At 71.5% G+C, this 21,630-nt stretch carries 23 protein-coding genes; 14 read left to right on the top strand and 9 right to left on the bottom strand.

Going from position 1 to position 21,630, the window contains the following annotated elements; translation table 11 throughout:
- Positions 1-28: 28 nt before the first annotated feature.
- On the top strand, positions 29-220 hold the full coding sequence (locus tag ABWI07_RS11155; RefSeq protein WP_149260358.1) for a DUF6243 family protein: 192 nt from the start codon (positions 29-31) through the stop codon (positions 218-220).
- A 52-nt stretch (positions 221-272) separates the two neighbouring features.
- On the opposite strand, the gene ABWI07_RS11150 is transcribed toward ABWI07_RS11155, so the two are convergent.
- Positions 273-1,445 (bottom strand): hypothetical protein, encoded by a 1,173-nt coding sequence (locus tag ABWI07_RS11150; protein WP_353818466.1) that lies wholly within the window; start codon positions 1,443-1,445, stop codon positions 273-275.
- 201 nt (positions 1,446-1,646) lie between these two features.
- On the opposite strand from ABWI07_RS11150, the gene ABWI07_RS11145 reads away from it, so the two are divergent.
- The 7 genes from ABWI07_RS11145 (at position 1,647) to ABWI07_RS11115 (ending at position 9,527) form a co-directional block, all read left to right on the top strand.
- Positions 1,647-2,633 (top strand): hypothetical protein, encoded by a 987-nt coding sequence (locus ABWI07_RS11145; RefSeq protein WP_353818465.1) that lies wholly within the window; start codon positions 1,647-1,649, stop codon positions 2,631-2,633.
- 580 nt (positions 2,634-3,213) lie between these two features.
- Positions 3,214-4,473, top strand: a complete 1,260-nt coding sequence (locus tag ABWI07_RS11140; RefSeq protein ID WP_353818464.1) for an extracellular solute-binding protein — start codon at positions 3,214-3,216, stop codon at positions 4,471-4,473.
- A 28-nt stretch (positions 4,474-4,501) separates the two neighbouring features.
- Positions 4,502-5,452, top strand: a complete 951-nt coding sequence (locus ABWI07_RS11135; protein WP_149260354.1) for a carbohydrate ABC transporter permease — start codon at positions 4,502-4,504, stop codon at positions 5,450-5,452.
- Positions 5,452-6,282, top strand: a complete 831-nt coding sequence (locus ABWI07_RS11130) for a carbohydrate ABC transporter permease (protein WP_149260353.1) — start codon at positions 5,452-5,454, stop codon at positions 6,280-6,282. Before ABWI07_RS11135 ends, ABWI07_RS11130 begins: the two co-directional genes overlap by 1 nt.
- A 9-nt stretch (positions 6,283-6,291) precedes the next feature.
- Positions 6,292-7,581: an ABC transporter ATP-binding protein gene (locus ABWI07_RS11125; RefSeq protein WP_149260352.1), complete on the top strand. Its 1,290-nt coding sequence runs from the start codon at positions 6,292-6,294 to the stop codon at positions 7,579-7,581.
- Between the two features lie 4 nt (positions 7,582-7,585).
- The gene (locus ABWI07_RS11120; RefSeq protein ID WP_149260351.1) at positions 7,586-8,818 is read left to right on the top strand and encodes a DUF4032 domain-containing protein; all 1,233 of its coding nucleotides are present in this window, start codon (positions 7,586-7,588) and stop codon (positions 8,816-8,818) included.
- A 22-nt stretch (positions 8,819-8,840) separates the two neighbouring features.
- A complete protein-coding gene (locus ABWI07_RS11115; protein WP_149260350.1) occupies positions 8,841-9,527 on the top strand; it encodes a class I SAM-dependent methyltransferase in 687 nt (228 codons plus the stop codon).
- Between the two features lie 33 nt (positions 9,528-9,560).
- On the opposite strand, the gene ABWI07_RS11110 is transcribed toward ABWI07_RS11115, so the two are convergent.
- Positions 9,561-10,649 (bottom strand): helix-turn-helix domain-containing protein, encoded by a 1,089-nt coding sequence (locus ABWI07_RS11110; protein WP_353818463.1) that lies wholly within the window; start codon positions 10,647-10,649, stop codon positions 9,561-9,563.
- Positions 10,650-10,977: 328 nt separating this feature from the next.
- On the opposite strand from ABWI07_RS11110, the gene ABWI07_RS11105 reads away from it, so the two are divergent.
- A complete protein-coding gene (locus ABWI07_RS11105) occupies positions 10,978-11,559 on the top strand; it encodes a hypothetical protein (protein ID WP_149260348.1) in 582 nt (193 codons plus the stop codon).
- A 121-nt stretch (positions 11,560-11,680) separates the two neighbouring features.
- Here the strand turns inward: ABWI07_RS11105 and ABWI07_RS11100 are convergent, their stop codons facing one another.
- Positions 11,681-11,875 (bottom strand): hypothetical protein, encoded by a 195-nt coding sequence (locus ABWI07_RS11100; RefSeq protein WP_149260347.1) that lies wholly within the window; start codon positions 11,873-11,875, stop codon positions 11,681-11,683.
- 278 nt (positions 11,876-12,153) lie between these two features.
- Positions 12,154-12,705, bottom strand: a complete 552-nt coding sequence (locus tag ABWI07_RS11095; RefSeq protein WP_200841972.1) for a GNAT family N-acetyltransferase — start codon at positions 12,703-12,705, stop codon at positions 12,154-12,156.
- A 328-nt stretch (positions 12,706-13,033) separates the two neighbouring features.
- Here ABWI07_RS11095 and ABWI07_RS11090 point away from each other — a divergent pair, with 328 nt between their 5' ends.
- Genes ABWI07_RS11090 through ABWI07_RS11080 form a run of 3 tightly spaced genes read left to right on the top strand, consistent with a single transcriptional unit; the run spans position 13,034 to position 15,447 of the window.
- Positions 13,034-13,300 (top strand): polyprenyl synthetase, encoded by a 267-nt coding sequence (locus tag ABWI07_RS11090; RefSeq protein ID WP_149260346.1) that lies wholly within the window; start codon positions 13,034-13,036, stop codon positions 13,298-13,300.
- The gene (locus ABWI07_RS11085) at positions 13,293-14,282 is read left to right on the top strand and encodes a polyprenyl synthetase family protein (RefSeq protein ID WP_353818462.1); all 990 of its coding nucleotides are present in this window, start codon (positions 13,293-13,295) and stop codon (positions 14,280-14,282) included. The genes ABWI07_RS11090 and ABWI07_RS11085 overlap by 8 nt, the downstream gene beginning before the upstream one ends.
- Positions 14,275-15,447 carry an oxygenase MpaB family protein gene (locus ABWI07_RS11080; RefSeq protein WP_149260344.1) on the top strand — a complete coding sequence of 391 codons (1,173 nt, stop codon included), beginning with the start codon at positions 14,275-14,277 and terminating at the stop codon, positions 15,445-15,447. Before ABWI07_RS11085 ends, ABWI07_RS11080 begins: the two co-directional genes overlap by 8 nt.
- 27 nt (positions 15,448-15,474) lie before the next feature.
- Here the strand turns inward: ABWI07_RS11080 and ABWI07_RS11075 are convergent, their stop codons facing one another.
- The gene (locus ABWI07_RS11075) at positions 15,475-15,969 is read right to left on the bottom strand and encodes a nuclear transport factor 2 family protein (RefSeq protein ID WP_353818461.1); all 495 of its coding nucleotides are present in this window, start codon (positions 15,967-15,969) and stop codon (positions 15,475-15,477) included.
- A gap of 122 nt (positions 15,970-16,091) precedes the next feature.
- Here ABWI07_RS11075 and ABWI07_RS11070 point away from each other — a divergent pair, with 122 nt between their 5' ends.
- Positions 16,092-17,084, top strand: coding sequence for an alpha/beta fold hydrolase (locus ABWI07_RS11070; RefSeq protein WP_200841971.1), 993 nt, complete (start codon positions 16,092-16,094; stop codon positions 17,082-17,084).
- A 100-nt stretch (positions 17,085-17,184) separates the two neighbouring features.
- Positions 17,185-17,469: a hypothetical protein gene (locus ABWI07_RS11065; protein ID WP_149260342.1), complete on the top strand. Its 285-nt coding sequence runs from the start codon at positions 17,185-17,187 to the stop codon at positions 17,467-17,469.
- A 225-nt stretch (positions 17,470-17,694) separates the two neighbouring features.
- Here ABWI07_RS11065 and ABWI07_RS11060 read toward each other — a convergent pair whose 3' ends face one another.
- From ABWI07_RS11060 to ABWI07_RS11045, 4 genes are all read right to left on the bottom strand, one after another.
- Entirely contained in the window at positions 17,695-18,225 is a 531-nt protein-coding gene (locus tag ABWI07_RS11060; protein ID WP_149260341.1) for a DUF6199 family natural product biosynthesis protein, read from the bottom strand.
- Between the two features lie 107 nt (positions 18,226-18,332).
- Positions 18,333-19,499, bottom strand: a complete 1,167-nt coding sequence (gene fahA, locus ABWI07_RS11055) for a fumarylacetoacetase (protein ID WP_353818460.1) — start codon at positions 19,497-19,499, stop codon at positions 18,333-18,335.
- Complete coding sequence (locus ABWI07_RS11050) at positions 19,496-20,347, bottom strand: hypothetical protein (protein WP_149260339.1); 852 nt, start codon at positions 20,345-20,347, stop codon at positions 19,496-19,498. The genes fahA and ABWI07_RS11050 overlap by 4 nt, the downstream gene beginning before the upstream one ends.
- On the bottom strand, positions 20,344-21,549 hold the full coding sequence (locus tag ABWI07_RS11045) for a homogentisate 1,2-dioxygenase (protein WP_353818459.1): 1,206 nt from the start codon (positions 21,547-21,549) through the stop codon (positions 20,344-20,346). The genes ABWI07_RS11050 and ABWI07_RS11045 overlap by 4 nt, the downstream gene beginning before the upstream one ends.
- Positions 21,550-21,630 lie beyond the last annotated feature (81 nt).

The raw sequence follows: 21,630 nt of genomic DNA, 5'->3' as shown, positions 1-21,630 counted from the left end.
ACCACACCCAGCCGAACGGGAGAACCTCATGTCCAAGAGCCGGGGCCGGAACGGCATGCTCGGCGTAGGCGGCCAGCGCAGGAACCTGTCGCGCGGAGAACTGCGCGGCGGAAAGGCGCAGGCGGCCGGCGGCGACGCCCGAACCGCGGCCGAGAAGAAGAAGGAACTGCTCCGCAAGATGCGCGAGCGCAACGAGCAGCGCACCTCCGACAACGAGTAGCACCAGACCGCGCCGGTCTCCTCCGGGGGCCGGCGCGGTTCAGCATCGGGAATCAGCGCCCTCGGAAGGTTCGGCGGAGTTGGAGGCGTGCGTCTCGGGCCGCCTCTCGCATTGTGCGTCGGGTGGCGCGGAGCGGGTCGCGGATTGTGATCCGCCAAGTCGAGCGGACGCCGTGGCCTATCGGGCGTAGAACGTTCGTCCGTGTCCAGCGTGCCGGGGTGACGACCAGGACCCGCACCGGGACGACGACCAGCGTCCGCCAGAGCCATCGGAGGATCCGGGCGGCGAGGCGCCACGCCCCCACGGCCCCGGCGACGACCGGTGCCAGCAGGTGGCGCCACACGGTCCGCGCGGGCACGACGATCAGGACGTGTCCGAGCCAGGCCAGGAAGCGCCCGATCAGCCGCCATGACCACACCACGGCCGCGGCGAAGGCGCGCCAGCCGGATGCGAGCACGCCGCCGAGCGCGCCCAGGACGGTGAGGGTGCCGCGGCCGAGCCAGGTGAGACCGGCCCAGAGGGTGCGGGCCAGCCAGGCGATGCCGAGCAGCGGCGGCCGCAGGACGTACCGCCACAGCAGCACGGCCGGCAGGACCACGAGGACGCCCAGCAGCAGGCCGATGCCCTTGAAGAGCAGCCCGAAGCCGCGCCCGAGGATGCCGAGGAGCCACATGAGCCCTCGGCCGAGCGCCTGCAGCGGACGGAGCAGCAGGAACGCGAGCAGTCCCCCGAGGCCGCGTCCGATCAGGGAGAGGAGCCGGCCGATCGGCGCGATCAGGACCCGGTGGATCCACCGGGCCAGCCGTCCCGTCCCGCGCCCGAACCACCGCAGGAAGCCGAGGACCACGACGACGGCGAACCAGCGCAGCGGCCGGACGACGAGGAGGCCGACCAGCGCGGCGACCCCGCGGCCGATTGCGGCCAGGAGCCGTCCGGCAGGGGTGAGCAGCCACCGGTACAGCGCGAGCCAGGCGCCCCGCAGCAGCCGGCCGAGCAGGCGGGCGAACCGGCCCGGGGCACGCATGAGAGCGTTCCACGCGGCCCGGACGCCGCGGGCCGTCAGCACGACCAGGTCCCAGCCGAACCGCAACGGGATCACGACGATCAGCGCCAGCACGCGGGCGGGGACGACGATCCACGCCGGACCCGGCCTCGTCGTGCCCCGTTCGGCGGGGCGGTCCTTCGTCAGGTCGACCGGGGCCGCTGAGTCGTTTCCGGTGGTCACCGCAGCCTTCCTCGTTCCCGCCCCGCTTGCAACGGCGCATGCATGTGACTCGACGCGCGGGCGTCCGGTTCCCGGGGGTTGAACCCGTTACGTGGGGTTCACCGTATTGCTCCTCGATCCGGGAGAGCGGCGGCTCCACCTCGATCGACGTGCGGGACCTGGAACCGGAGCCGGGGCCCAGAACGACCTGGAGGACACGACATGAAATTCCCACGTTGGGCGATCCCCGCTGCGGCCGCCCTCACGGCGTCGGGACTTGTGCTGACCGCGTGCGGGCAGGAGAAGGCCGGGGGGAAGCAGAACGCCGCGGGCTCCCAGGCACAGGCGAAGCCGTCGGCCGAACCGTCCGAGTCGCCGGCCCCCGAGCCGACGGTGCTGGAGGTCGCCAGCGTCACCAAGCTCGGCAGGGTCGTCACCGACGGCAAGGGCATGACCCTCTACCGCTTCGACAACGACACCGCCCGCCCGCCCGCGTCGACCTGCGCGGGCGCCTGCGCCAAGGCATGGCCGCCCGTGTGGGCGGGCCAGGGCGACACCGAGGTCAAGGGCGTCCAGCAGTCGCTGGTCGGCAAGGTCAAGCGCCCGGACGGCAAGTGGCAGGTCACGCTCGGCGGGTGGCCGCTCTACCGGTTCGCCAAGGACCTCAGCCCCGGCGACACGAGGGGCCAGGGGGTGGGCGGCACCTGGTACGCCGCGGCGCCGACCGGCAAGAAGGCGGCCCCGCTCAAGCAGGCGAACGGCAACCGCTGGAAGGGCTGGACGGTCGTCAAGGCCAAGCGGGACCCGAAACTCGGCCTGATCCTGACCGACGGCAAGGGCATGACGCTCTACCGCTACGACAAGGACAAGAACAAGCCGCCGACGACCAACTGCTTCGGCTCGTGCAAGAAGGCATGGCCGCCGGCCGTCTTCAACGGCTGGAAGCACCTCAAGCTCGAAGGCGTCTCCAAGAAGGTCGTCAATTTCATCGAGCGCAAGGACGACGGCAAATGCCAGCTCACCATCGACGGCTGGCCCATGTACTACTACGAGCAGGACAAGCAGCCCGGCGACACGAAGGGCCAGGGCGTCGGCGGGGTCTGGTGGGCCACCACCCCGACCGGAAAGAAGGCGGCCGGCACGGGGTCGGGCTCCGGCACCGGTGACGGCGGCGGAGGCGGCGGTTACGGGTCGGGCGGCGGTTACTGAGCCGCCGGCGCGCCACACCCGCCCACAGGACCAACCGTCCACACAGGCGAAGGCGCGGAGGGCACGCGGGTCGGTCGGGGTCCGCGCTCTCTCCGCGCCTTCTTCATGCACGCCTACTTCACACCCCGCCTTCCCGCCCTCCGCCTTCCCACCCCGGATCTTCCCGCCCCTGACCTTCATGTATCGCTCTTAACGAGTCGGCCTTCAGGCTCTGAATTCCGCGCGCCGACCTTCACGCCCGGACCATGGCCGCGCCATCCCCTGATCAAGATCCTTTGCCTTTCGATTACTCTCCGGATCTCGACACTCACGTAATCCGGTGGTCGAATGGGGGGCCAATCCCGCCGAGGGGGCGGCCCGGCGAAGTGCCCGCAACCCGGTGGGGGTTTCGGGAGGCCCCATGGTCGAGCGAGTCGATCGAGCGGAGAGCGAGGCGGAACCCGCCCGGCACCGGACGAGGGTGGCCGGACGGCACGGTCCCGCGGAGCGGGCACGATCGGCATGGCCGCGGGGGCGATCGGCAGGACCGCGGCGGCGATCGGCAGGGCACAAGCATCGAGCCGCATGGCCGAGGGCCGCGATGGCGCTGGCGCTGCTGGCCGGCGGGCTGACCGCCTGCGGGGACGGCGGCGGCGCGCCGAAGCTCACCTGGTACATCAACCCCGACAACGGCGGGCAGGCGGCCATCGCGAAGTCCTGCACGCAGGCCGCGGGCGGACGGTACCGGATCGAGACGTCCCTGCTGCCGAGCGACGCGACGCAGCAGCGCGAGCAGCTGATCAGGCGGCTGGCGGCCAAGGACTCCGGGCTCGACCTCATGAGCCTCGACCCCGTGTTCGTGGCGGAGGCCGCCAACGCCAAGTTCCTGCGCCCGTTCACCAGGAGCGAGGCCGCGCCGCTGACCGAGGGCGTGTTCGCGCCCGCCGTGCAGAGCTCGATGTGGGAGGGCAAGCTCTACGCGGCGCCCTTCTGGGCCAACACGCAGCTGCTCTGGTACCGCAAGTCGGTGGCGAAGAAGGCGGGCATCGACCCGAACGCGCCCGGCTTCACCTGGGACAAGCTCATCGACGCGGCCGTCCGCACGAACACGACGATCGGCGTGCAGGGCAACCGGTACGAGGGCTACATGGTGTGGATCAACGCCCTGATCGCCTCGGCCGGGGGCCGGATCATCAGCGGTGCCGAGAAGGGCGACGACGCGAGCATCGACATCGACTCGCCGGCCGGCGGGCAGGCGGCGTCGATCATCCGGAAGCTCGCCCGGTCCTCCGCCGCGAGCCCGACGCTGTCCACCGACATCGAGGAGCAGTCCCGGGCGACGATCAACGGCGCGCGCGGCGGCTTCCTGCTCAACTGGGGTTACGTCTGGCGCGCCGAGAAGGGCGACGCCGACGCCGGCGCGATCGGCAAGGACATCGTCGGCGACCTCGGCTGGGCGCGCTACCCGGCGGTCGACCCGCAGCAGCCGAGCCGGCCGCCGTTCGGAGGGATCGAGATCGGCGTCGGCGCCTACAGCGAGCACCAGGACCTCGCGGTCGAGGCGACCCGGTGCATCACCTCGCCGGCGAACATGAAGCGGTACATGCTCGACGAGGGCAACGTCGCCGCACGCCCGGCGATCTTCGACGATCCCGACATCCTCAAGGAGTTCCCGATGGCCCCGCTGATGCGGGACTCCATCGCCTCGGCCGCGCCCCGTCCGGCCACCCCCTACTACGCCGACATCTCCGGCGCCATCCAGAACCGCTGGCATCCGCCCGCGTCGGTGAACCCCGCGACGACGCCGCGCCGGTCCGCGGAGTTCGCCCGGGCGGTCCTCGGCGGCGAGGCGCTGCTGTGAGGGAAGGCCCTGAAAGGAAGGTGTCCGGATGACGTCCGCAGAAACGGCACCGAAGCTCGACCGGTCCGCCGGCGCCCCCGCTCCCGCCCGCGCGGAGATCTCCGACCGCGGCCGCGCGGAGCGCAGGCTCGGGCTGCTGCTCTCGCTGCCCGCCGTGGTGGTGATGCTTCTGGTCACCGCATACCCGCTGATCAATGCCGTGTACGAGTCGCTGTTCAGCTACCGGATCACCGCGCCGGACGACCGGCGCTTCGTCGGCCTCGGCAACTACGCGACCGCCCTGTCGGACGCCCTGTTCTGGCAGACGGTGCTCACCACCCTGATCATCACCGTGGCCACGGTGGGGGTGGAGCTGGTGATCGGGTTCGCGCTCGCGATGGTGATGCACCGCGCCGTCTTCGGGCGGCGGACGGTGCGGACCGCGATCCTGCTGCCCTACGGGATCGTCACGGTCATCTCCGCGTTCGCCTGGAAGTACGCCTTCGACGTCCAGTCGGGGTTCGTCAACTCCTGGTTCGGGCTCGGCGACTTCGCCTGGTTCTCCGACCGCTGGGCGGCGCTCTTCGTGATCGTCCTGTCGGAGATCTGGAAGACGACGCCGTTCGTGTCGCTGCTGCTGCTCGCCGGGCTGGCGCAGGTCCCGGCCGACCTCGGCGAGGCCGCCACGGTGGACGGCGCGACGGCGTGGCAGCGGCTGAAACGGGTCACGATCCCGAACATGAAGGCCGCGATCCTCGTCGCGGTGCTGTTCCGGACGCTCGACGCGTGGCGGATCTTCGACAACGTCTTCATCATGACGTCCGGCCAGGAGAAGACCCAGGTGCTGTCGTTCCTGACCTACCAGCAGATCATCACCCGGACCGAACTCGGCCTCGGCAACGCGGTCGGGGTGCTGCTGTTCCTGTCGGTGGTGCTGATCGCGGCCGTGTTCATCAAGGGGTTCCGGGTGGACCTCTCCCAGGTGCGAGGTGACCGCTGATGGAGTCGGCGCGCTCGAAGTGGCTGTGGATCGTCGCCTCGCTGCTGATCCTGGTGTGGACGGCGTTCCCGATCGTGTGGATCGTGATGCTGTCGTTCAAGCAGCCCAGCGAGATCGGCAACGTCCAGGGCTTCTTCCCGAAGACATGGACGTGGGACAACTACGAGACGGTCTTCAAGACCGACCTGTTCACCTCGGCACTGATCAACTCGATCGGCATCTCGCTGATCGCCACGTTCGTCGGGGTGGTGTTCGCGACCCTGGTGGCCTACGCCATCGCGCGGCTGGAGTTCCCCGGCAAGCGGCTGATCCTGTCGTTCGCGCTCGCCATCGCGATGTTCCCGGTGGTGTCGCTGGTCGGGCCGCTGTTCGACCTGTGGCGCAACATCGGGCTCTACGACACCTGGCCCGGCCTGATCATCCCCTACATCTCGTTCGCGCTGCCGCTCGCGATCTGGACGCTGTCGGCGTTCTTCCGCGAGATCCCCTGGGAGATGGAGCAGGCGGCGCAGGTGGACGGGGCCACCAGCTGGCAGGCGTTCCGCAAGGTGATCGTCCCGCTGGCCGCGCCCGGCGTGTTCACCGCCGCGATCCTGACCTTCTTCTTCTGCTGGAACGACTTCGTCTTCGGGATCTCGCTGACCTCCACCGACCGGGCCCGTCCCGTCCCGGCGGCGCTGGCGTTCTTCACCGGCGAGTCCTACTTCGAGCAGCCCACCACCGCCATCTGCGCCGCCGCCGTCGTCGTCACGGTCCCGGTCGTGATCATCGTCCTGGCGTTCCAGCGCCGCATCGTGGCCGGGCTGACGTCCGGCGCCGTCAAAGGCTGAGAGGAAACCATGGCCGCCATCACCATGAAGAACATCGTCAAGCGGTACGGCGACGGTTTCCCGGCCGTGAACGACGTCTCCCTGGACGTGCGGGACGGCGAGTTCATGATCCTGGTCGGGCCGTCCGGCTGCGGCAAGTCCACGCTGCTGCGGATGATCGTCGGGCTGGAGGACATCACGTCCGGCGAGATGGTCATCGGCGACCGGGTCGTCAACAAGGTCGCGCCGCGGGAGCGGAACCTGTCGATGGTGTTCCAGAACTACGCGCTCTACCCGCACCTCAGCGTGTTCGAGAACATCGCCTTCCCGCTCCGCCTCGCCAAGGTCGCCGACGACGAGGTGCAGCGGCGGGTGAAGGAGACCGCCGACCTGCTGGAGCTGACCGAGCACCTCGACCGCAAGCCCGCGAACCTGTCCGGCGGGCAGCGGCAGCGGGTCGCGATGGGCCGCGCGATCGTCCGGCAGGCGGACGCGTTCCTGTTCGACGAGCCGCTGTCGAACCTGGACGCCAAGCTGCGCGGGCAGATGCGGACCGAGATCTCCCGGCTCCAGCGGCGCCTCGGCGTCACCACCGTGTACGTCACGCACGACCAGACGGAGGCGATGACGCTCGGCGACCGGGTCGCGGTGCTGCGCAAGGGCGTCCTCCAGCAGGTCGGGAGCCCGCGGGAGCTGTACGAGGAGCCGGTCAACCTGTTCGTCGCCGGGTTCATCGGCTCGCCTTCGATGAACTTCCTGCCCGCGTCCGTGGACCGCGCCGCGGACGGCGTCTTCCTGGAGACGCCGCTCGGGCGGTTCGAGCTGCGCGACGCGCGCAAGGCGGCCGCGATCGGCGACCGCTCGGTCGTGCTCGTCGGGATCCGCCCGGAGCACTTCGAGGACGCCTCGCTCGTCGGCGAGGAGAAGCAGGCGCGCGGCAGCCTCGTCCGGGTCCGGGTGGACGTGACCGAATGGCTCGGCAACGAGCTGTACGCCTACGTCCCGTACGAGGCGCCCGCGGACCTCACCGCCCAGTTGCGCGACCTGTCCCGGGAGCTCGACGGCGACCAGCTGCGGACCCAGGCGGTCGTGGCGCTGGACGCGGCCAGCCTGATCGCGCCGGGACGCGAGGCGGAGCTGTGGATCGACACGACGCGGGTGCACCTGTTCGACCCGTCCACCGGCGAGAACCTCACCCGCGACGAGGAGCGCGTCGCGCAGCTCGACCGCCTCGCGGAGGAGTCGCGCGCCGCCCACCGGGAGGCGCAGCGCGAACCGGCGGCCGAGGGCGCGTCCGGGACGTCCGTCGCGGGCCCCTGAGCCGATGCACTTCGTCTTCACCCCGCCCGGCGAGTCGGCGGCCGGCCTGCTGGACCTCCCGTGGGCCGAGCCGCTCGGCGACTGGGACGATCAGCGGCTGGTGGAGATCAGGCAGCGCGGCCTGTCCCGGCACACGGTCCGGTTCGTGGCCGAGGGCGGGGCCGTCTACGCGATGAAGGAGCTGGACGCGCGGCTGGCCCGCCGCGAGTACCGGCTCCTTCGGCGGCTCCGCGAGCTGGGCCTGCCCGCGGTGGAGGTCGTCGGCGTGGTCGTGGACCGTCCCGGCCTGGACGCGATCCTCGTGACGCGCTTCCTCGATTTCTCCTCGTCCTACCGCGCGCTGTTCGCCAACGCGCGGTACGGGCATCCCACCGACCGGCTCCTGGACGCCCTGGTGGAGCTCCTCGTCCGGCTGCACCTGGCTGGTTTCATGTGGGGCGACTGCTCGCTGTCCAACGTCCTGTTCCGCATGGACGCCGGAGCGTTCGCCGCCTACCTGGTGGACGCGGAGACCGCGGAACTGCACCCGTCCCTCAGCGAGGGGCAGCGCGGCTACGACCTCTCCCTGGCCCGCGAGCGGATCGCCGGTGAGCTGTTCGACCTGGCCGCCGCGGGGACGCTCCCCGAGGAGGTCGACCCCATCGACGTCGCGGACGACACCGTCCGCCGCTACCGGGGGCTGTGGGACGAGCTGACCCGCGAGGAGGTGCTGCGTCCCGACGAGCAGCGCTTCCGCATCGCCGAGCGCCTGCGCCGCATCAACTCGCTCGGCTTCGACGTGGACGAGGTGGAGCTGGTGGACGCCGGGCCGTCCGGCGCACGGCTGCGCGTCCGGACCCGCGTGGCCGAGCCAGGGCACCACCGCCGCATCCTCATGGCCCGCACCGGGCTGGACGCCCAGGAGAACCAGGCCCGCCGCCTCCTCAACGACATCGCCGCCTTCCGCGGGCACCTGGAGCGCGTCCACGGCGGCCCGGTCCCCGAGGTGGTGGCGTCGAACCGCTGGCTCGCCGAGGTGTACGAGCCGGTCGTCACCGCGGTCCCGCCCGACCTGCGCGACCGCCTGGACGACGTCGAACTGTTCCACGAGGTGCTCGAACACCGCTGGTTCCTGTCCGAGAAGGCGGGCCGCGACGTCGGAACGTCGGCGGCGGCCCGCGACTACCTCACCTCCGTCCTGCCCGAGGTCCCCGAGGACCTGACAGAGACCGGACGCGCCCCTGACACGAGCGGTTGATCCTTCTGGCACGATCGAGGGCATGTACGAGCGCTTCGCCCACGAGTACGCCATCCATGCCGAGGACAGCGCCTACAACGCCCTCTACGACCGTCCCGCCGTGCTCGGCCTCGCGGGGGACGTGGCCGGCCTCACCGTCTTCGACGCCGCCTGCGGCCCCGGCCTCTACACCCGCGAACTGCTGGACCGCGGCGCCCGCGTCGCCGGCTGCGACGTCAGCCCCACCTTCGTCGGCATGGCCCTCGAACGCACCGGAGGCCGCGCCGACCTGCGCGTCCACGACCTGTCCACGCCGCTGACCTGGATGCCCGACGCCTCGGTCGACCTCGTCGTGTTGGCGCTGGCCCTGCACTACTTCGACGACCGCGTCGCGCTGCTGAAGGAACTGCGCCGCATCCTGGGCAAGGGCGGCGCCCTCGTCCTCTCCACGGAGCACCCCATGGCGGGATGGCTCCGACTGGGCGGCTCCTACTTCGCCGAAGAACCGGTGGAGGAGTCGCTGAGCCCCGAGCGCGACTGGCCGATCCGGGCGTGGCGGCGTCCCCTGACGGCGATCTGCGCCGAGTTCCGCGCGGCCGGGTTCCTCATCGAGGAGCTCGTGGAGCCGCGTCCCGTCCCCGAGATGGCCCACCGCTACCCCGAAGACCACGCGAAACTGGAGGAGTCGCCCGCCTTCGTGGCCTTCCGCCTCGTCCCCGCACGCTCCTGACCGCCCGCGGCGGCACGGCCCGGCTCGGCGGGTTCAGCCGACCGGATCGTCCTGGACGTTGAGGGGGCGGCAGCCGTGGTGGTCGCTTCCGGACGCGAGGCCGTCGCGGCGCACCAGGTGGTCGGTCCCGTAGCCGCGGCGCTGCTGGTAGGCCCAGTAGGCGCGGCGGTCGGGGCCCGTCCACTGCTCGAAGACCAGTACTTCGCGCACGTCGGCGCCGCCGCTGGCCTTGATGACGAGATCGCCGGGGAGCAGCGACGCCATCGGGATCCGCCGGCAGTAGGACGCCTCGAGGAGCGCCGAGTTGGGGCCGGGCTTCGGCAGTCCGAGCGCCATGGACGCGTAGCCCGAGCCGTCGGTCCGGTAGCCGTGGTAGCCGGCGTTCTGGTCGTAGGGCACCCGCTTGGCGCCGTGCGGGTGCCAGGCTTGGGCCCGCACGAGGACTTCGTGGCGGCTGATCCCCTTGGCGGCCGGCCGGGCCGTCCCGGACGGCCGCTCACGCGCGGCCCCGGCCACCGGCGGCGTCTGGAGCGCCGCCCCGAGGGCCACTCCGGCGCTCCCGGCGACGAGCGTGCAACCCGCGACGGCGCCGAGGAAGAGCAGCCGCCGCGAGCGCGTCCGACCGCCCCCTGACAGCTCCCCGGCACCCGGTTCGGCAGGTCCCAACTCGCCGCCGACCCCGGGGACGCCGACGAGCTCTGCACGGTCGGGCTCTGCATGCTCGGCGGGCTCTGCGCGGTCGGCGGACTCCGCGTGGTTCGGTTCGTCGGGTGCCGTGGCGGCGGCGGGGGTTTCGGACGGGGACACCGGGCGGTTTTCGGACGCGGATTCCGCCGCGGCCGGGGCCGAGCGCCTGGCCTCGTCCGCCACCTCCCACAGGACCGAAAGGCGGCGCGCGTCGGCGCCGCAAAGGTCCGCGAGCGAGGTGACGGCGTCGGCAGGGATCCACGTCTCGCCGCTGAGCCACCGGCCCCAGGACGAGCGGCTCGCATGCGTTCTGCGCTCCAGCGCACGCAGATCGAGCCCCGACTCCTCCTTCAGGGCGCGCAGTTCGGTGAGCAGGATCCGCACCGCCTCCGGGGTGCCGTCGGGCAGCGGAGTCGGCGTTCGTCTTCGGCTCATATGGCATCTCCCTCGGGCCGGGCTGGCCATTATGCCCAGTTCCCGGGAGGGCGGGACAAGAACCGAATGTGATCACCGTGTGTCTCTCGATCGGCACTGAACGTGATCACTTGGTCCTTTGCAAGTTGTCCCGCTGTCCCGCGAATCCCCTTCCAGGGACGGCGTTCACGCAGGTGGGAGCCGTCCTGCCCGTCCCAGTGTCCCAACCTTTCCAACGGGCTTGCCGAATGGCGTGCCGGGGTCCCTATCGTTTGCCGGGTCGATCGGCACCCCCCGAACTCGGCGCCCGACGGGGCGCAATTCCCAAGCAATTCACGGAGGATTGTCAATGGCTTCCCCTCGAGCCGTTCTTCTCGGCGTCAGCTCCCTGGCGCTCGCCGGCGGAACCGCCTTCGGCCTCTACGGCGTGTCCACCCCGGCCGCGCACCAGGCACCCGCCCGGGGCGTCCAGCTGCAGGCGGCGGACGGCAAGGTCGCGGCGGCCGCCGTCCCGAAGGTCACCCGTGACCAGGTCATCGCCCGCGCCAAGACCTGGCACCCGCACACCAGCAGCCGCGTCCCCTACAGCCAGTCGAAGACGCACGGCGGCTACCGCACCGACTGCTCCGGCTACGCGTCCATGACGCTGCGGCTGCCCAAGCCCGGCCCCAACACGGTCGGCCTGGCGTCGTCCACCTACAGCAAGCGGATCTCGATGTCGTCGCTGAAGAAGGGCGACCTCATCATCGACGCGATCGGGAGCAACACCACCCGGCACGTCGTCATCTTCGAGAAGTGGACCAGCAGCAAGCACACCGCCTACTGGGCGTACGAGCAGCGCGGCGGCTACGGCACCGACCACCGCACCCGCACGTACGGGCTGTCCAGCGGCAGCCAGTACAAGGCCTACCGCCCGAAGAACATCGTCTGACCCCGGGGGGCGGCCCCCCACAAGAAAGCCCGTCTGATCTGACCCTGGGGCTCCCCGCGAAACGCCCGGCCGGAATGCTTCCGGCCGGGCGTTTCCCGTGCTCACTTCTGCGGGTCGGTCGCTATGCGGGCGTCTCGGCGATCTCCCAGCGCCCCACCTCGCGGTAGTCCGAGTCGTAGACGGCGGACCCGTCACCGGGCTTCAACTCGTAGTGCCGGACGTTCCCGCCCCAGTACCGCAGGATCCGCCCCAACTCGCCGACGGCGTCCTTGGCGACGGCGCCCTCACCCATGTCCACTTCAAGAACGAACTTCACGCACCCGCCTCCCAATGATCGACACCCTTGAATCCTGTCATTGAGCAGCCCAGTGAGACTTTCGCCGTCGAACCCCCTGTACACGAACGCTCAACCCTCAATCCAGCAAGAAGGCAGGGCGCCGTCGCCCGCGTGGCAGGCCGCGGTGCCGCCGCCAGAGGGCTGGTTGCTCGCGCTGGCGGGTCCAAGCCGCGCCGGGCCTGGCGCACGCGGTGGACCGGCTCGAACGCCATGCCCGGGAGGCGACTGGCGGCGGGACGCGGTCCCGCCGCCAGGTGTCAGCGGAGCTTCTTCACCAGGAGTTCGAACTCCAGGTCGTCGCGCTTGGGGAGGCCGAAGCGCTCGTCGCCGTACGGGAACGGGCTCGTCTTGCCGGTCCGGACGTAGCCGCGCCTGACGTACCAGGCGATCAGGTCCTCGCGCACGCTGATCACCGTCATGTGCATCTCGGCCGCGCCCCACCGCTCGCGCGCCAGCCGCTCGGCCTCGGTGAGGACCCGGCGGCCGAGCCCGCCGCCCTGCTGGGACGGGCTGACGGCGAACATGCCGAAGTAGGCGTGCCCGCCGCGGTCCTCCAGTTGGCAGCAGGCGGTGAGGGCGCCCCCCACCTCGGCCACCAGCATCACCGATGTCGGGTCGCCCACCACGGCCGCGACGGCGTCCGGGTCGGTGCGCTGGCCGTCGAGGATGTCGGCCTCGGTGGTCCACCCTGCGCGGCTGGAGTCGCCGCGGTAGGCGCTCTCCACGAGCGCCACGAGTGCCGGGACGTCCTCCGCCGAGGCCGTCCGGAAGATCGGTTCCATGCTGCTCACCGGGTCCATGCTGCTCATCAGCTGCGACTCTATCCGTGCCGCCGATCTGCCGCCGCCCCGCCGTGGCCACTGTCGCCGCTCCGCCGCGGGCTGTGCCGCCGTCCTTCCGCAGCCGGGTGGCCGGGGGCGCCGCCGAGTCGCACGAGGCCGGACGGCCGATCGGTACCGGTGCGGCCGACCCGCCCGGCCCGGCGGCCCGATGGTCTGCCGTACGGAAGCGGCGTCAGGCAACACCATCAACGGTGAGTTTCGCGTTGAGCGGCCGCGAGGTGGTTCTAACGGCCCGTTTCAGAGGATGTCGGCCCCTCTCCTGCTATCACTTGCTGTGACATCGAGGGAGCGGAAGGTGACGATGGAGCGGGATGCCGGAAGAGCCGGATCACGGGACGAGGTCCTCTGCCTCGCGGCAGGGGTCGCCGACGTGGTCCTGACGGGGATGCGGGACCTGACCAAGTGGCTGCCCGGTCTCGGCGAGGTCCGCCAGGAGCTCCGGGCACGCGGCGAACTGGCGTTGCGGCGCGGCGGCGCCGCCCCGCAGGCGCACATGGAGATCCTGGCCCGCCGGGTCGCCGCGCGGGGTGGAGACACTGCCGAGCGGTCCGGGGATGGCTGACCTTCGGGCCCGGGTCGACCGGGCGCTGGAGGAGTTCGTCGATGGCGAGATCTCCGAGTTACTGGCCCTGGACCCCGAACTGTCGCCGGTCGCCGACCAGTTGCGGCTCTCGGTGACCGGGGGCAAGCGCGTCCGCCCGGCGTTCTGCTACTGGGGCTGGCGTGCCGCGGGCCAGCCTGACACCGACGCTGTGGTCCGCGCGGCGGCGGCGCTGGAACTGGTGCACGCCGCCGCGATCGTCCATGACGACGTCATCGATTGCAGCCCGCTGCGGCGCGGCGGGCCGAGCGCCCAGGAGCGGCTCGGCGAGGCCCTCGCGATCATGGTCGGCGACCTGCTGGTGGTGTGGGCCGGGCAGATGTTCCACGCCTCGGGCCTGCCCCGGTCCTTCCTGGGACGGGTCCTGCCGCTGTGGACGGCGATGGGCCGGGAACTGGTGGCGGGCGAGTGCCTGGAGCTCCTGCGGACCGGGGCCGAGCCCGACGTGGGCCGGTCGCTGACGATCGTGCGGTTCAAGACCGGCTCCTACACCGTCGAGCGGCCCCTGCAGATCGGCGCGATGCTGGGCGGCGCGACCGCGGCGACGCTGGACGCGCTGGCCGCCTACGCCCGTCCGCTCGGAGAGGCGTTCCAACTGCGCGACGACCTGCGGGGCGTGTTCGGCGACCCGGCCCGGACCGGCAAATCGCTCCTGGACGACCTGGCCGGCCGCAAACCCACCGCCCTGCTGGCGCTGACCCTGGCCGAGGCCTGCGAGCTCGATCGCCGGCGCCTGCGTGACCTGCTGGCGGGGCCGCTCGCCCCGGACGGTGCGGCGGAGATCCGGGAGATCATGCTGCGCTGCAAGGCACCGCACCGCGTCCGGCAGATGATCGACGAACGCGCGGACGCCGCGCGAGCGGCCCTTGCCGGCACCCGGCCGCCCCCGGAGGCCGCCGACGCCCTGACCCGACTGATCTGCGAGGTGACCTCCGATGACTGACCGCAGCGCCCACCACAAGGCCGAATACACCGACGAGTACATGGACGCTCTGCGGCTGGCCGGCGACCCGCTCGCCGACGCGACCGTGGAGGCCCTGTTCAGCGCCGGCGACGTGGGCAGGTTCAACACCCTCATGCGCTGGTTCACCACCTCCGGCCAGGAGCTGCCGGACGGCCTTCCCGACGCGGCGCGCACCTACCTGGAGGCGACCTCCACCCCGCCGGACTGGGTCGACTGGGCGGTCATGGAGCAGGCCCGGCAGTTCTTCATCGACAACGACGTCCACATCTCCACCGCCCTGTCGTTCGCGGCGATGCCGGCCTGCTACGTCATCCCGAACGGGGCCAGGCTGCTGTCGGCGACCCACTCGCTCGCCTACCCCTCGCGCCGCATGGCCGAGACCGGGCAGTTCACCGTCTACCTCATGCGGCCCGACGCCTTCCAGGCGGGCGGCCGGTTCCTCCCGGCGGCGCAGAAGGTCCGGCTGCTGCACGCCTCCATCCGCCGCCACCTCAAGCAGGAGGGGCGCTGGCCCGAGCCCGTCCCGATCTGCCAGGAGGACATGCTCGGCGCGCTGATGATGTTCAGCATCCAGGTGCTGGACGCCCTGCACCGCATGGGCATCCACATCACCGCCGAAGGCGCGGAGGCCTACTACTACGCCTGGCGCGTCGTGGGCGTCATCCTGGGCATCGAGCCCGACGCCATCCCTCCGGACCTGGAGGCGGCGAGGGAGTTCTCCGACCGGTACATGCTGCGCCACATGGGCCCCTCGCCCGAGGGGGCGCATCTCACCCGGCAGCTGATCGAGATGTACGAGCAGGTCGTGCCCGGGACGCTGCTGGACCCGGTCGTGCCCGCCCTCATCCGCTACCTCGTCGGCGACACCGCGGCCGACTGGCTGGAGGTCCCCCGCACGCGGTTCGACCAGGTCATCGGGCTCGCGCCCGCGCTGCTGGGGGCCCTGGAGTGGTTCGAGGACCGCGGCCCCTGGGCCGAGCAGATCTCCGACCGGCTCGGCCGCCTGGTCAGCCTGCTGGAGCTGTCCTCACTGACGCGGGGCCGCGTGATGCACTACGCCATTCCCGAGGAGCTCAGGTCCGACTTCGGGCTGCCCGCGGGCAAGGCGCGCTGGACCCCGCCCCCGCCCGTCCACGCGGTCTGACGACCCGGCAGGGGCGCGCCCGCCCGCTCACTGGTCGACGCGGCACGCGGCGTCGAGCGGGCGGGTGATCCCCCACTGGCGCTGGAAGTGGCTTTTCGTGATCTTCCAGCGGCCGTCCTCGACCACGTACCCGTCGTCGTACTCGCCGGTGCTCACCGACTCGGTGCCGTTCTCCAGGTTCACCTGGCGGAACTTGAGCGTCCAGCGCCCCGACGCGTGCGTCTCGTCGTGCACGGTGATGTCGGGGTGCATCGCGTGGTGCATGTCGAGGATCGCGTTCCCGCCGTCGGCCTTCCGCAGCGCGATCGACTCGAAGACCCTGACCATGCCGTCCGCGTCGTCGAACGCGCCGAGCCGCCCGTAGTCGAGCGAGGCGCCCGAGGCGACGAAGCAGGCGCGGAAGCCCTCCGGGTCCTTGGCGTCGCAGGCCCGCAGGTAGCGGTGCTTGAGGGCCTTGATCTCCTCGATGGCCTCCAGCCGGGCGACGCGCGCGGCGAGGTCGGGGCTCGGTGGCTGCGTCATGGTGGCTCGACCTTCGCCGGTGGGCGGACGGCCCGTCCAACCGGAGTCCCGCTGAACGGGAGACCGGGCCGCCCCGCCGCCCGGGACGCCTCAGGATCGTCGTACCGGAGGGAGGTGCCGGTATGAGCCTCGGCGAGGACGGCGGCCGCATGGACGTCCGCCACCACATGCTGGACGCGGGCGACGTGCCCCTTCACGTGGTCGAGCAGGGCGCCGGCGTCCCGGTGGTGATGTGCCACGGCTTCCCGGGCCTCTGGTACAGCTGGCGGCGGCAGCTCCCGGCGCTGGCCGCGGCGGGATACCGCGCCATCGCCCTCGACATGCGCGGATACGGGCGCAGCGGCCGCCCGCCCTCGCCGCGGGACTACGACCGGCGGCACACCGTCGCGGATCTCGTCGGGGTCCTGGACGCCCTGGACATCGGCGAGGCCGTCTTCGCGGGCCACGACTTCGGCGCCGCTCTCGTCTGGGACCTGCCCCAGTGGGCCCCGGGACGGGTCAAGGCGCTGATCCAGCTCAGCGTCCCGCGCATGCCCGTCTCGAAGCGTCCGCCCACCGAACTCTACGCGCGAATGGCCGAACGGCACTTCGTCCATGTGCACTACTTCCAGGAGGAGGGGCCTGCGGACGAGGAACTGGGGGCCGAGCCGGAGCGCTTCCTGGCGAACGTCTTCTGGGCGCTCAGCGGCGGCTACCGGTACCTCGACATCTGGCAGCACCCGAGCGAAGGCAACGGGTACCTCGATGTGCTCCCTGAAGCCCCGCCGCTGCCCTGGCCGTGGCTGTCCCAGGACGAGTTCGCCTACTACGCCGCCGAGTTCCGCCGGACGGGCTTCACGGGCGGCCTCAACTGGTACCGGGCCTACGACCACGTCTGGAACGAGAAGCAGAGCCGTCCGGACGAGCCCGTCACCGTCCCCACGATGTTCCTCACGGGCGAGCGCGACCCCGTCCTCCAGATGATGGGATCCGACGCGCTGAAGCAGCTGGAGGCGCACGTTCCGGGCCTCCGGGACGTCCACATCATCGAAGGCGCAGGCCACTTCGTGCAGATGGAAGCGCCCGACGAGGTCAACAAGGCGATCCTCGCCTTCCTCGCCGACCTTCCCGTGTAGTCACTTTGGTGGCCTATCCAGGCCAGAAATAAGGATGCACCGCCCCGGCGGCGCCCCGCTATGATCATCCGACTTTGTCACGCACATTCAGAGGGATGTCATGAATATCGACTTCGGGGCCGACGCCGCGTTCTCCTGGTACGTGGTGTTCCTGCTGGTGTCCGGCATCGCCATGCTCGCGATGGCGGCCATCGGGGGCGGCCAGACCGTCGGCGAAAGGCTGCTCAACCTCGCGTTCGGCTTGGGGTTCCTCGGCTACTCCGTGTACCTGGGGTTCATCTTCGACGGCGGCGAGTACTTCATGTTCTTCTACGCGTTCGTCCTGCCGGTGCTCATGCTCTTCAGGTTCGTCAAGGCGCTCTTCGGCGAGCGCGCGAGCGCCTGACCACCGGGTGCCCCCAAACCGTCCGCACATGCTTTCGGTAATCGGCCGGGTACGCTGACGACACATTGGCGTGTCTTGGCGGGGCCGTTTATCCGGCATCCGCGGACCATTTCTCCGGAAACACGCCACCGCCCGCGGAATGGTACTCCGCGGGCGGTGGCGTGTTTCAAGGCCGTGCTTTCAGAGGCAGTGCTTTCAAAGGCCCGTGTTTCCACGGGGCATGAGTCAGCAGGGGCCGTCGTGGACGGACGTGGAGACCGAGTGGCTCCAGGGTTCGCCCCCGCCCAGGTCCAGTGCGTTGTCGACCGTGACGGTAAGGCACACGGGGTTCTTGCCCTTGCGATTCGTCAGCTCGTACTTGTCGCCGCCCGCCGAACGGATGTGCACGTTGCCGTGCCCGGCGTCGTTGACGGCGTCGTAGACGTCGGACGTGGTGCCGACCGACGAGCCGAGCCCCGAGGACGGGCCCTCGTCCAGCCGGGAGGCGGCGGCGGAGGCGACCGAGTCGACCTGCGCGGTGGAGTAGGTCCGCGCGTTGTCGGCGCCGTACAGGACGCCCGCGGTGATGAGCAGCGCGACGGCGCCCGCGAACGATCCGGCGCGGGCGGCCGCGAACGCGGCGCCGGACGGCTCGACGGCCTCCGGGTTCCGGTACTGCCAGGCGCGGTTCTTCCAGTAGAGGGTCCGCTGGTCCATGCATCCGAGGACGAACAGCACGACCGCCGTGAGGAGAACGAAGACGATGAGGGCGGTCATGCGCGTCCTTCCGGTAACCGATCCGCCGATCGGACGCACGGGGACGCGGCCCGGTTCATGGCGCCCCCCTCACCGCCCGCCACACGCGGGGGCGGGCGGCGGGCAGGTCAGCGGGCGGGGAGGATGCGGCCCGTCACGTCTCCGAAGCCGATGCGGGTGCCGGAGGGCCCGGGGGCCGTGGCCGTGATCGAGACCTCGTCGCCGTCCTCGAGGAAGGTGCGCGGCTCGCCGTTGACCGTCACGGGCTCCTTGCCGCCCCAGGTGAGCTCGATGAACGCGCCGCGCTGGTCCTTGGCCGGGCCCGAGACCGTCCCGGAGGCGAACAGGTCGCCGGTGCGGGACGAGGCGCCGTTCACCGTCATGTGCGCGAGCATCTGGGCGGGCGACCAGTACATCTCCCGGTAGGGCGGACGGGAGACGACCTGCCCGTTCCAGGAGACGGCGAGGTCGAGGTCCAGGCCCCACGGGTTCTTCTCGCGCAGGTAGGGGAGCGGCTCGGGGTCCTGCGGCGGCGTGCCGACGCGGGCCGCCTCCAGGGCCAGGAGCGGGACGACCCAGTGGGACACCGAGGTCGCGAAGCTCTTCCCCAGGAACGGGCCGAGCGGGACGTACTCCCACGCCTGGATGTCGCGGGCCGACCAGTCGTTGACCAGGACGACGCCGAACACGCGCTCGTCGAAGTCGTCCGCGCTCACCGGTTCGCCCAGCGCCGAGCCGGTGCCGACCACGAAGCCGACCTCGGCCTCGATGTCCAGGCGGCGGCTCTCCCCGAAGGTGGGCGCGGACTCGCCCTTGCGCTGCCCGCTCGGCCGCACGATGTCCGTCCCGGACGGGACGACCGTCCCGGCGCGGCCGTGGTACCCGACCGGCAGGTGCTTCCAGTTCGGCATGAGCGGCTCGGAGTCGGGGCGGAACAGCCGGCCGAGGTTGGAGGCGTGGTGCTCGGAGGCGTAGAAGTCCACGTAGTCGGCGACCTCGAACGGCATGTGGAGCGTCACCGCGTCGAGGGGGTGGACGGCATCGTCCGGGACGTCCTCCGACACCAGGTCGAGGACCCGCTCGCGGACCTCGACCCAGCGCGCGTGGCCCTGCGCCATGAACGGGTTCAGCGACGGCGCGGCGAAGACGTCGTCGCCGAGGCCGGCGGCGAGGTCCACGACGGAGCCGGCCACGCGGACGCCCACGCGGGGCGCCGTGCCCGGGGTCGAGAACACGCCGTACGGGAGGTTGGCGAGCCCGAAGGGGGAGTCCTCGGGGATCGCGATGCGGCTCATCGGGTCGTCTCCAGGAGTGCGGACCCGAGCAGCCCGAGGTCCGCGAGTTCGGTCAGGGGGTCGGTGATGCTGCACGTCCCGAAGGACAGGAAGCGGGCGCGGACCGCCGCCGTGCGCGCCGCGCCGAGCCCGGCCACGCGGGCGGCGACCGCCGGGGCGTCGCGGTCGGCCAGGATGGCGGCGAGGTCCGCTGCCGGGCGGCCGTCCAGGGCGGCGTCGGTCGCGAGCAGCAGGTTCAGGAAGCCGTGCTGGTGGAACCCGGTCTCCGGGTCGGTGTTGCGGACGGGATGGTGCAGCCCCGCCGTCGCCTTGAACGGGACGCCCGCGTCCACGACCGCGGTGACCGCGGCGGCCAGCTCGTCCGGGCTCGGGTACAGGTGGGCCTTCACACCGCCGGTGCGGAACTTCGCGCGGTCGCCGCGCGCGGCGACGGCCTCGATGAACGCGGGGCGCCGCTCGTCGCGCGGGATCTCGACGTACACGGGCACCTCCGGGCGGCCGAGCACGCGGAAGAACTCCTCCGGGCCCATCCCGGGCGGGACGGCGACCTCCAGCCCGCGCAGGTCGACGGCCAGGTCGGCGGCGACGCCCACCGCCTTGGCGGCCTCGCACGGGCCGCTCGGCGCGGTGATCGACACATCGAGCGGCTCGCCGTCGAGCAGCGGGTACAGCGCGTCGAGCGCGGTGGCGGGCAGCACGAGCGGACCGACGAGGCCGGCGTACGGGGCGGCCAGGTGGCCGCGGTGCGCCGGGACGGCGTCGCTGAGCGGCGCGAGCCCCGGCGGGAAGACGGCCGCGTCGTCGCACAGGCCGGCCGCGAACGACGGGATCGCGGACGGGCTGCTCATCGCCGCCCCGCCCACGTCCAGGCGTACGCCTCGTCCTCGCAGGCCAGGCCGCCCTCGCCGAGTTCGAGCGGGCGGAAGGTGTCGACCATGACGGCCAGCTCGTCGAAGAACTCGACGCCGATGCTGCGCTCGTACGCGCCGGGCTGCGGGCCGTGCGCGAGGCCGCCCGGGTGCACCGAGACCGAGCCCTGCCCGATGCCGGAGCCCTTGCGCGCCTCGTAGTCGCCGCCGCAGTAGAACATGATCTCGTCGGAGTCGACGTTCGAGTGGTAGTAGGGCACCGGGATCGACAGGGGGTGGTAGTCCACCTTGCGCGGCACGAAGTTGCAGACCACGAAGTTGTGGCCCTCGAACACCTGGTGGACGGGCGGCGGCTGGTGGACGCGGCCGGTGATCGGTTCGAAGTCGTGCACGCTGAACGTGAAGGGGTACAGGCAGCCGTCCCAGCCGAGGACGTCGAACGGGTGGCGCGCGTAGGTCAGGCGGGTGCCGGTGATGCCGCGCGACGTCCGGTGCTTGACCAGGACGTCGACGTCGGCGCCCTCGACCAGGAGGGGCTCGCCGGGGCCGTGCAGGTCGCGCTCGCAGTACGGGGCGCTCTCCAGGAACTGCCCGTAGCGCGACAGGTAGCGCTTCGGCGGCGCGACATGGCCGGTGGCCTCGATCGCGTACGCGCGCAGCGGCTGGTCGCCGGTCGGCAGCCACCGGTGCGTGGTCGAGGTCGGGATGACGACGTAGTCGCCCTGCTCCGCCCGCACCGTCCCGAAGATCGTCTCGACGGTGGCGGTGCCGGACTCGACGTACACGATCTCGTCGCCGGTCGAGTTGCGGTACAGCGGCGAGTCGGCGGCGGCCACAACGTAGGACAGCCGGACGTCGCCGTTGCCGAGGATGACCCGACGGCCTGTGACGACGTCGGTCTCGGACCACGCCTCCTTGGGGAACAGCTCGTGCAGCTTGAGGTGGCGGGGGCGGAGCGGATGGTTGGGCGTCGTGGTCTGGTCGGGGACGTCCCAGGCCCGCGAGTCGACGATCGCGGACGGGATCTCCCGGTGGTACAGCAGGGACGAGTCGGAGGAGAAGCCCTCCTCGCCCATCAGCTCCTCGAAGTACAGCCGCTCCTCGCCGCTCCCTTCGCCGCTGTGGCGGTGCTGGGTGTGGCGTTTCGGCGGCACGTGGCCGACCCGGCGGTAGTGGGCCATGCTCCATCGCCTCCGATGATTAACGCATTAACTACTTTCCGTCGACCCTAAGGCTGTTCTCCCTCCGAGGGGAAGGCCCTA

Origin of the sequence: Actinomadura sp. NPDC000600 (genome assembly GCF_040492135.1) — a bacterium.
Classification (GTDB): Bacteria; Actinomycetota; Actinomycetes; order Streptosporangiales; family Streptosporangiaceae; genus Spirillospora.
This window is presented reverse-complemented; position numbering and strand designations above follow the sequence as displayed.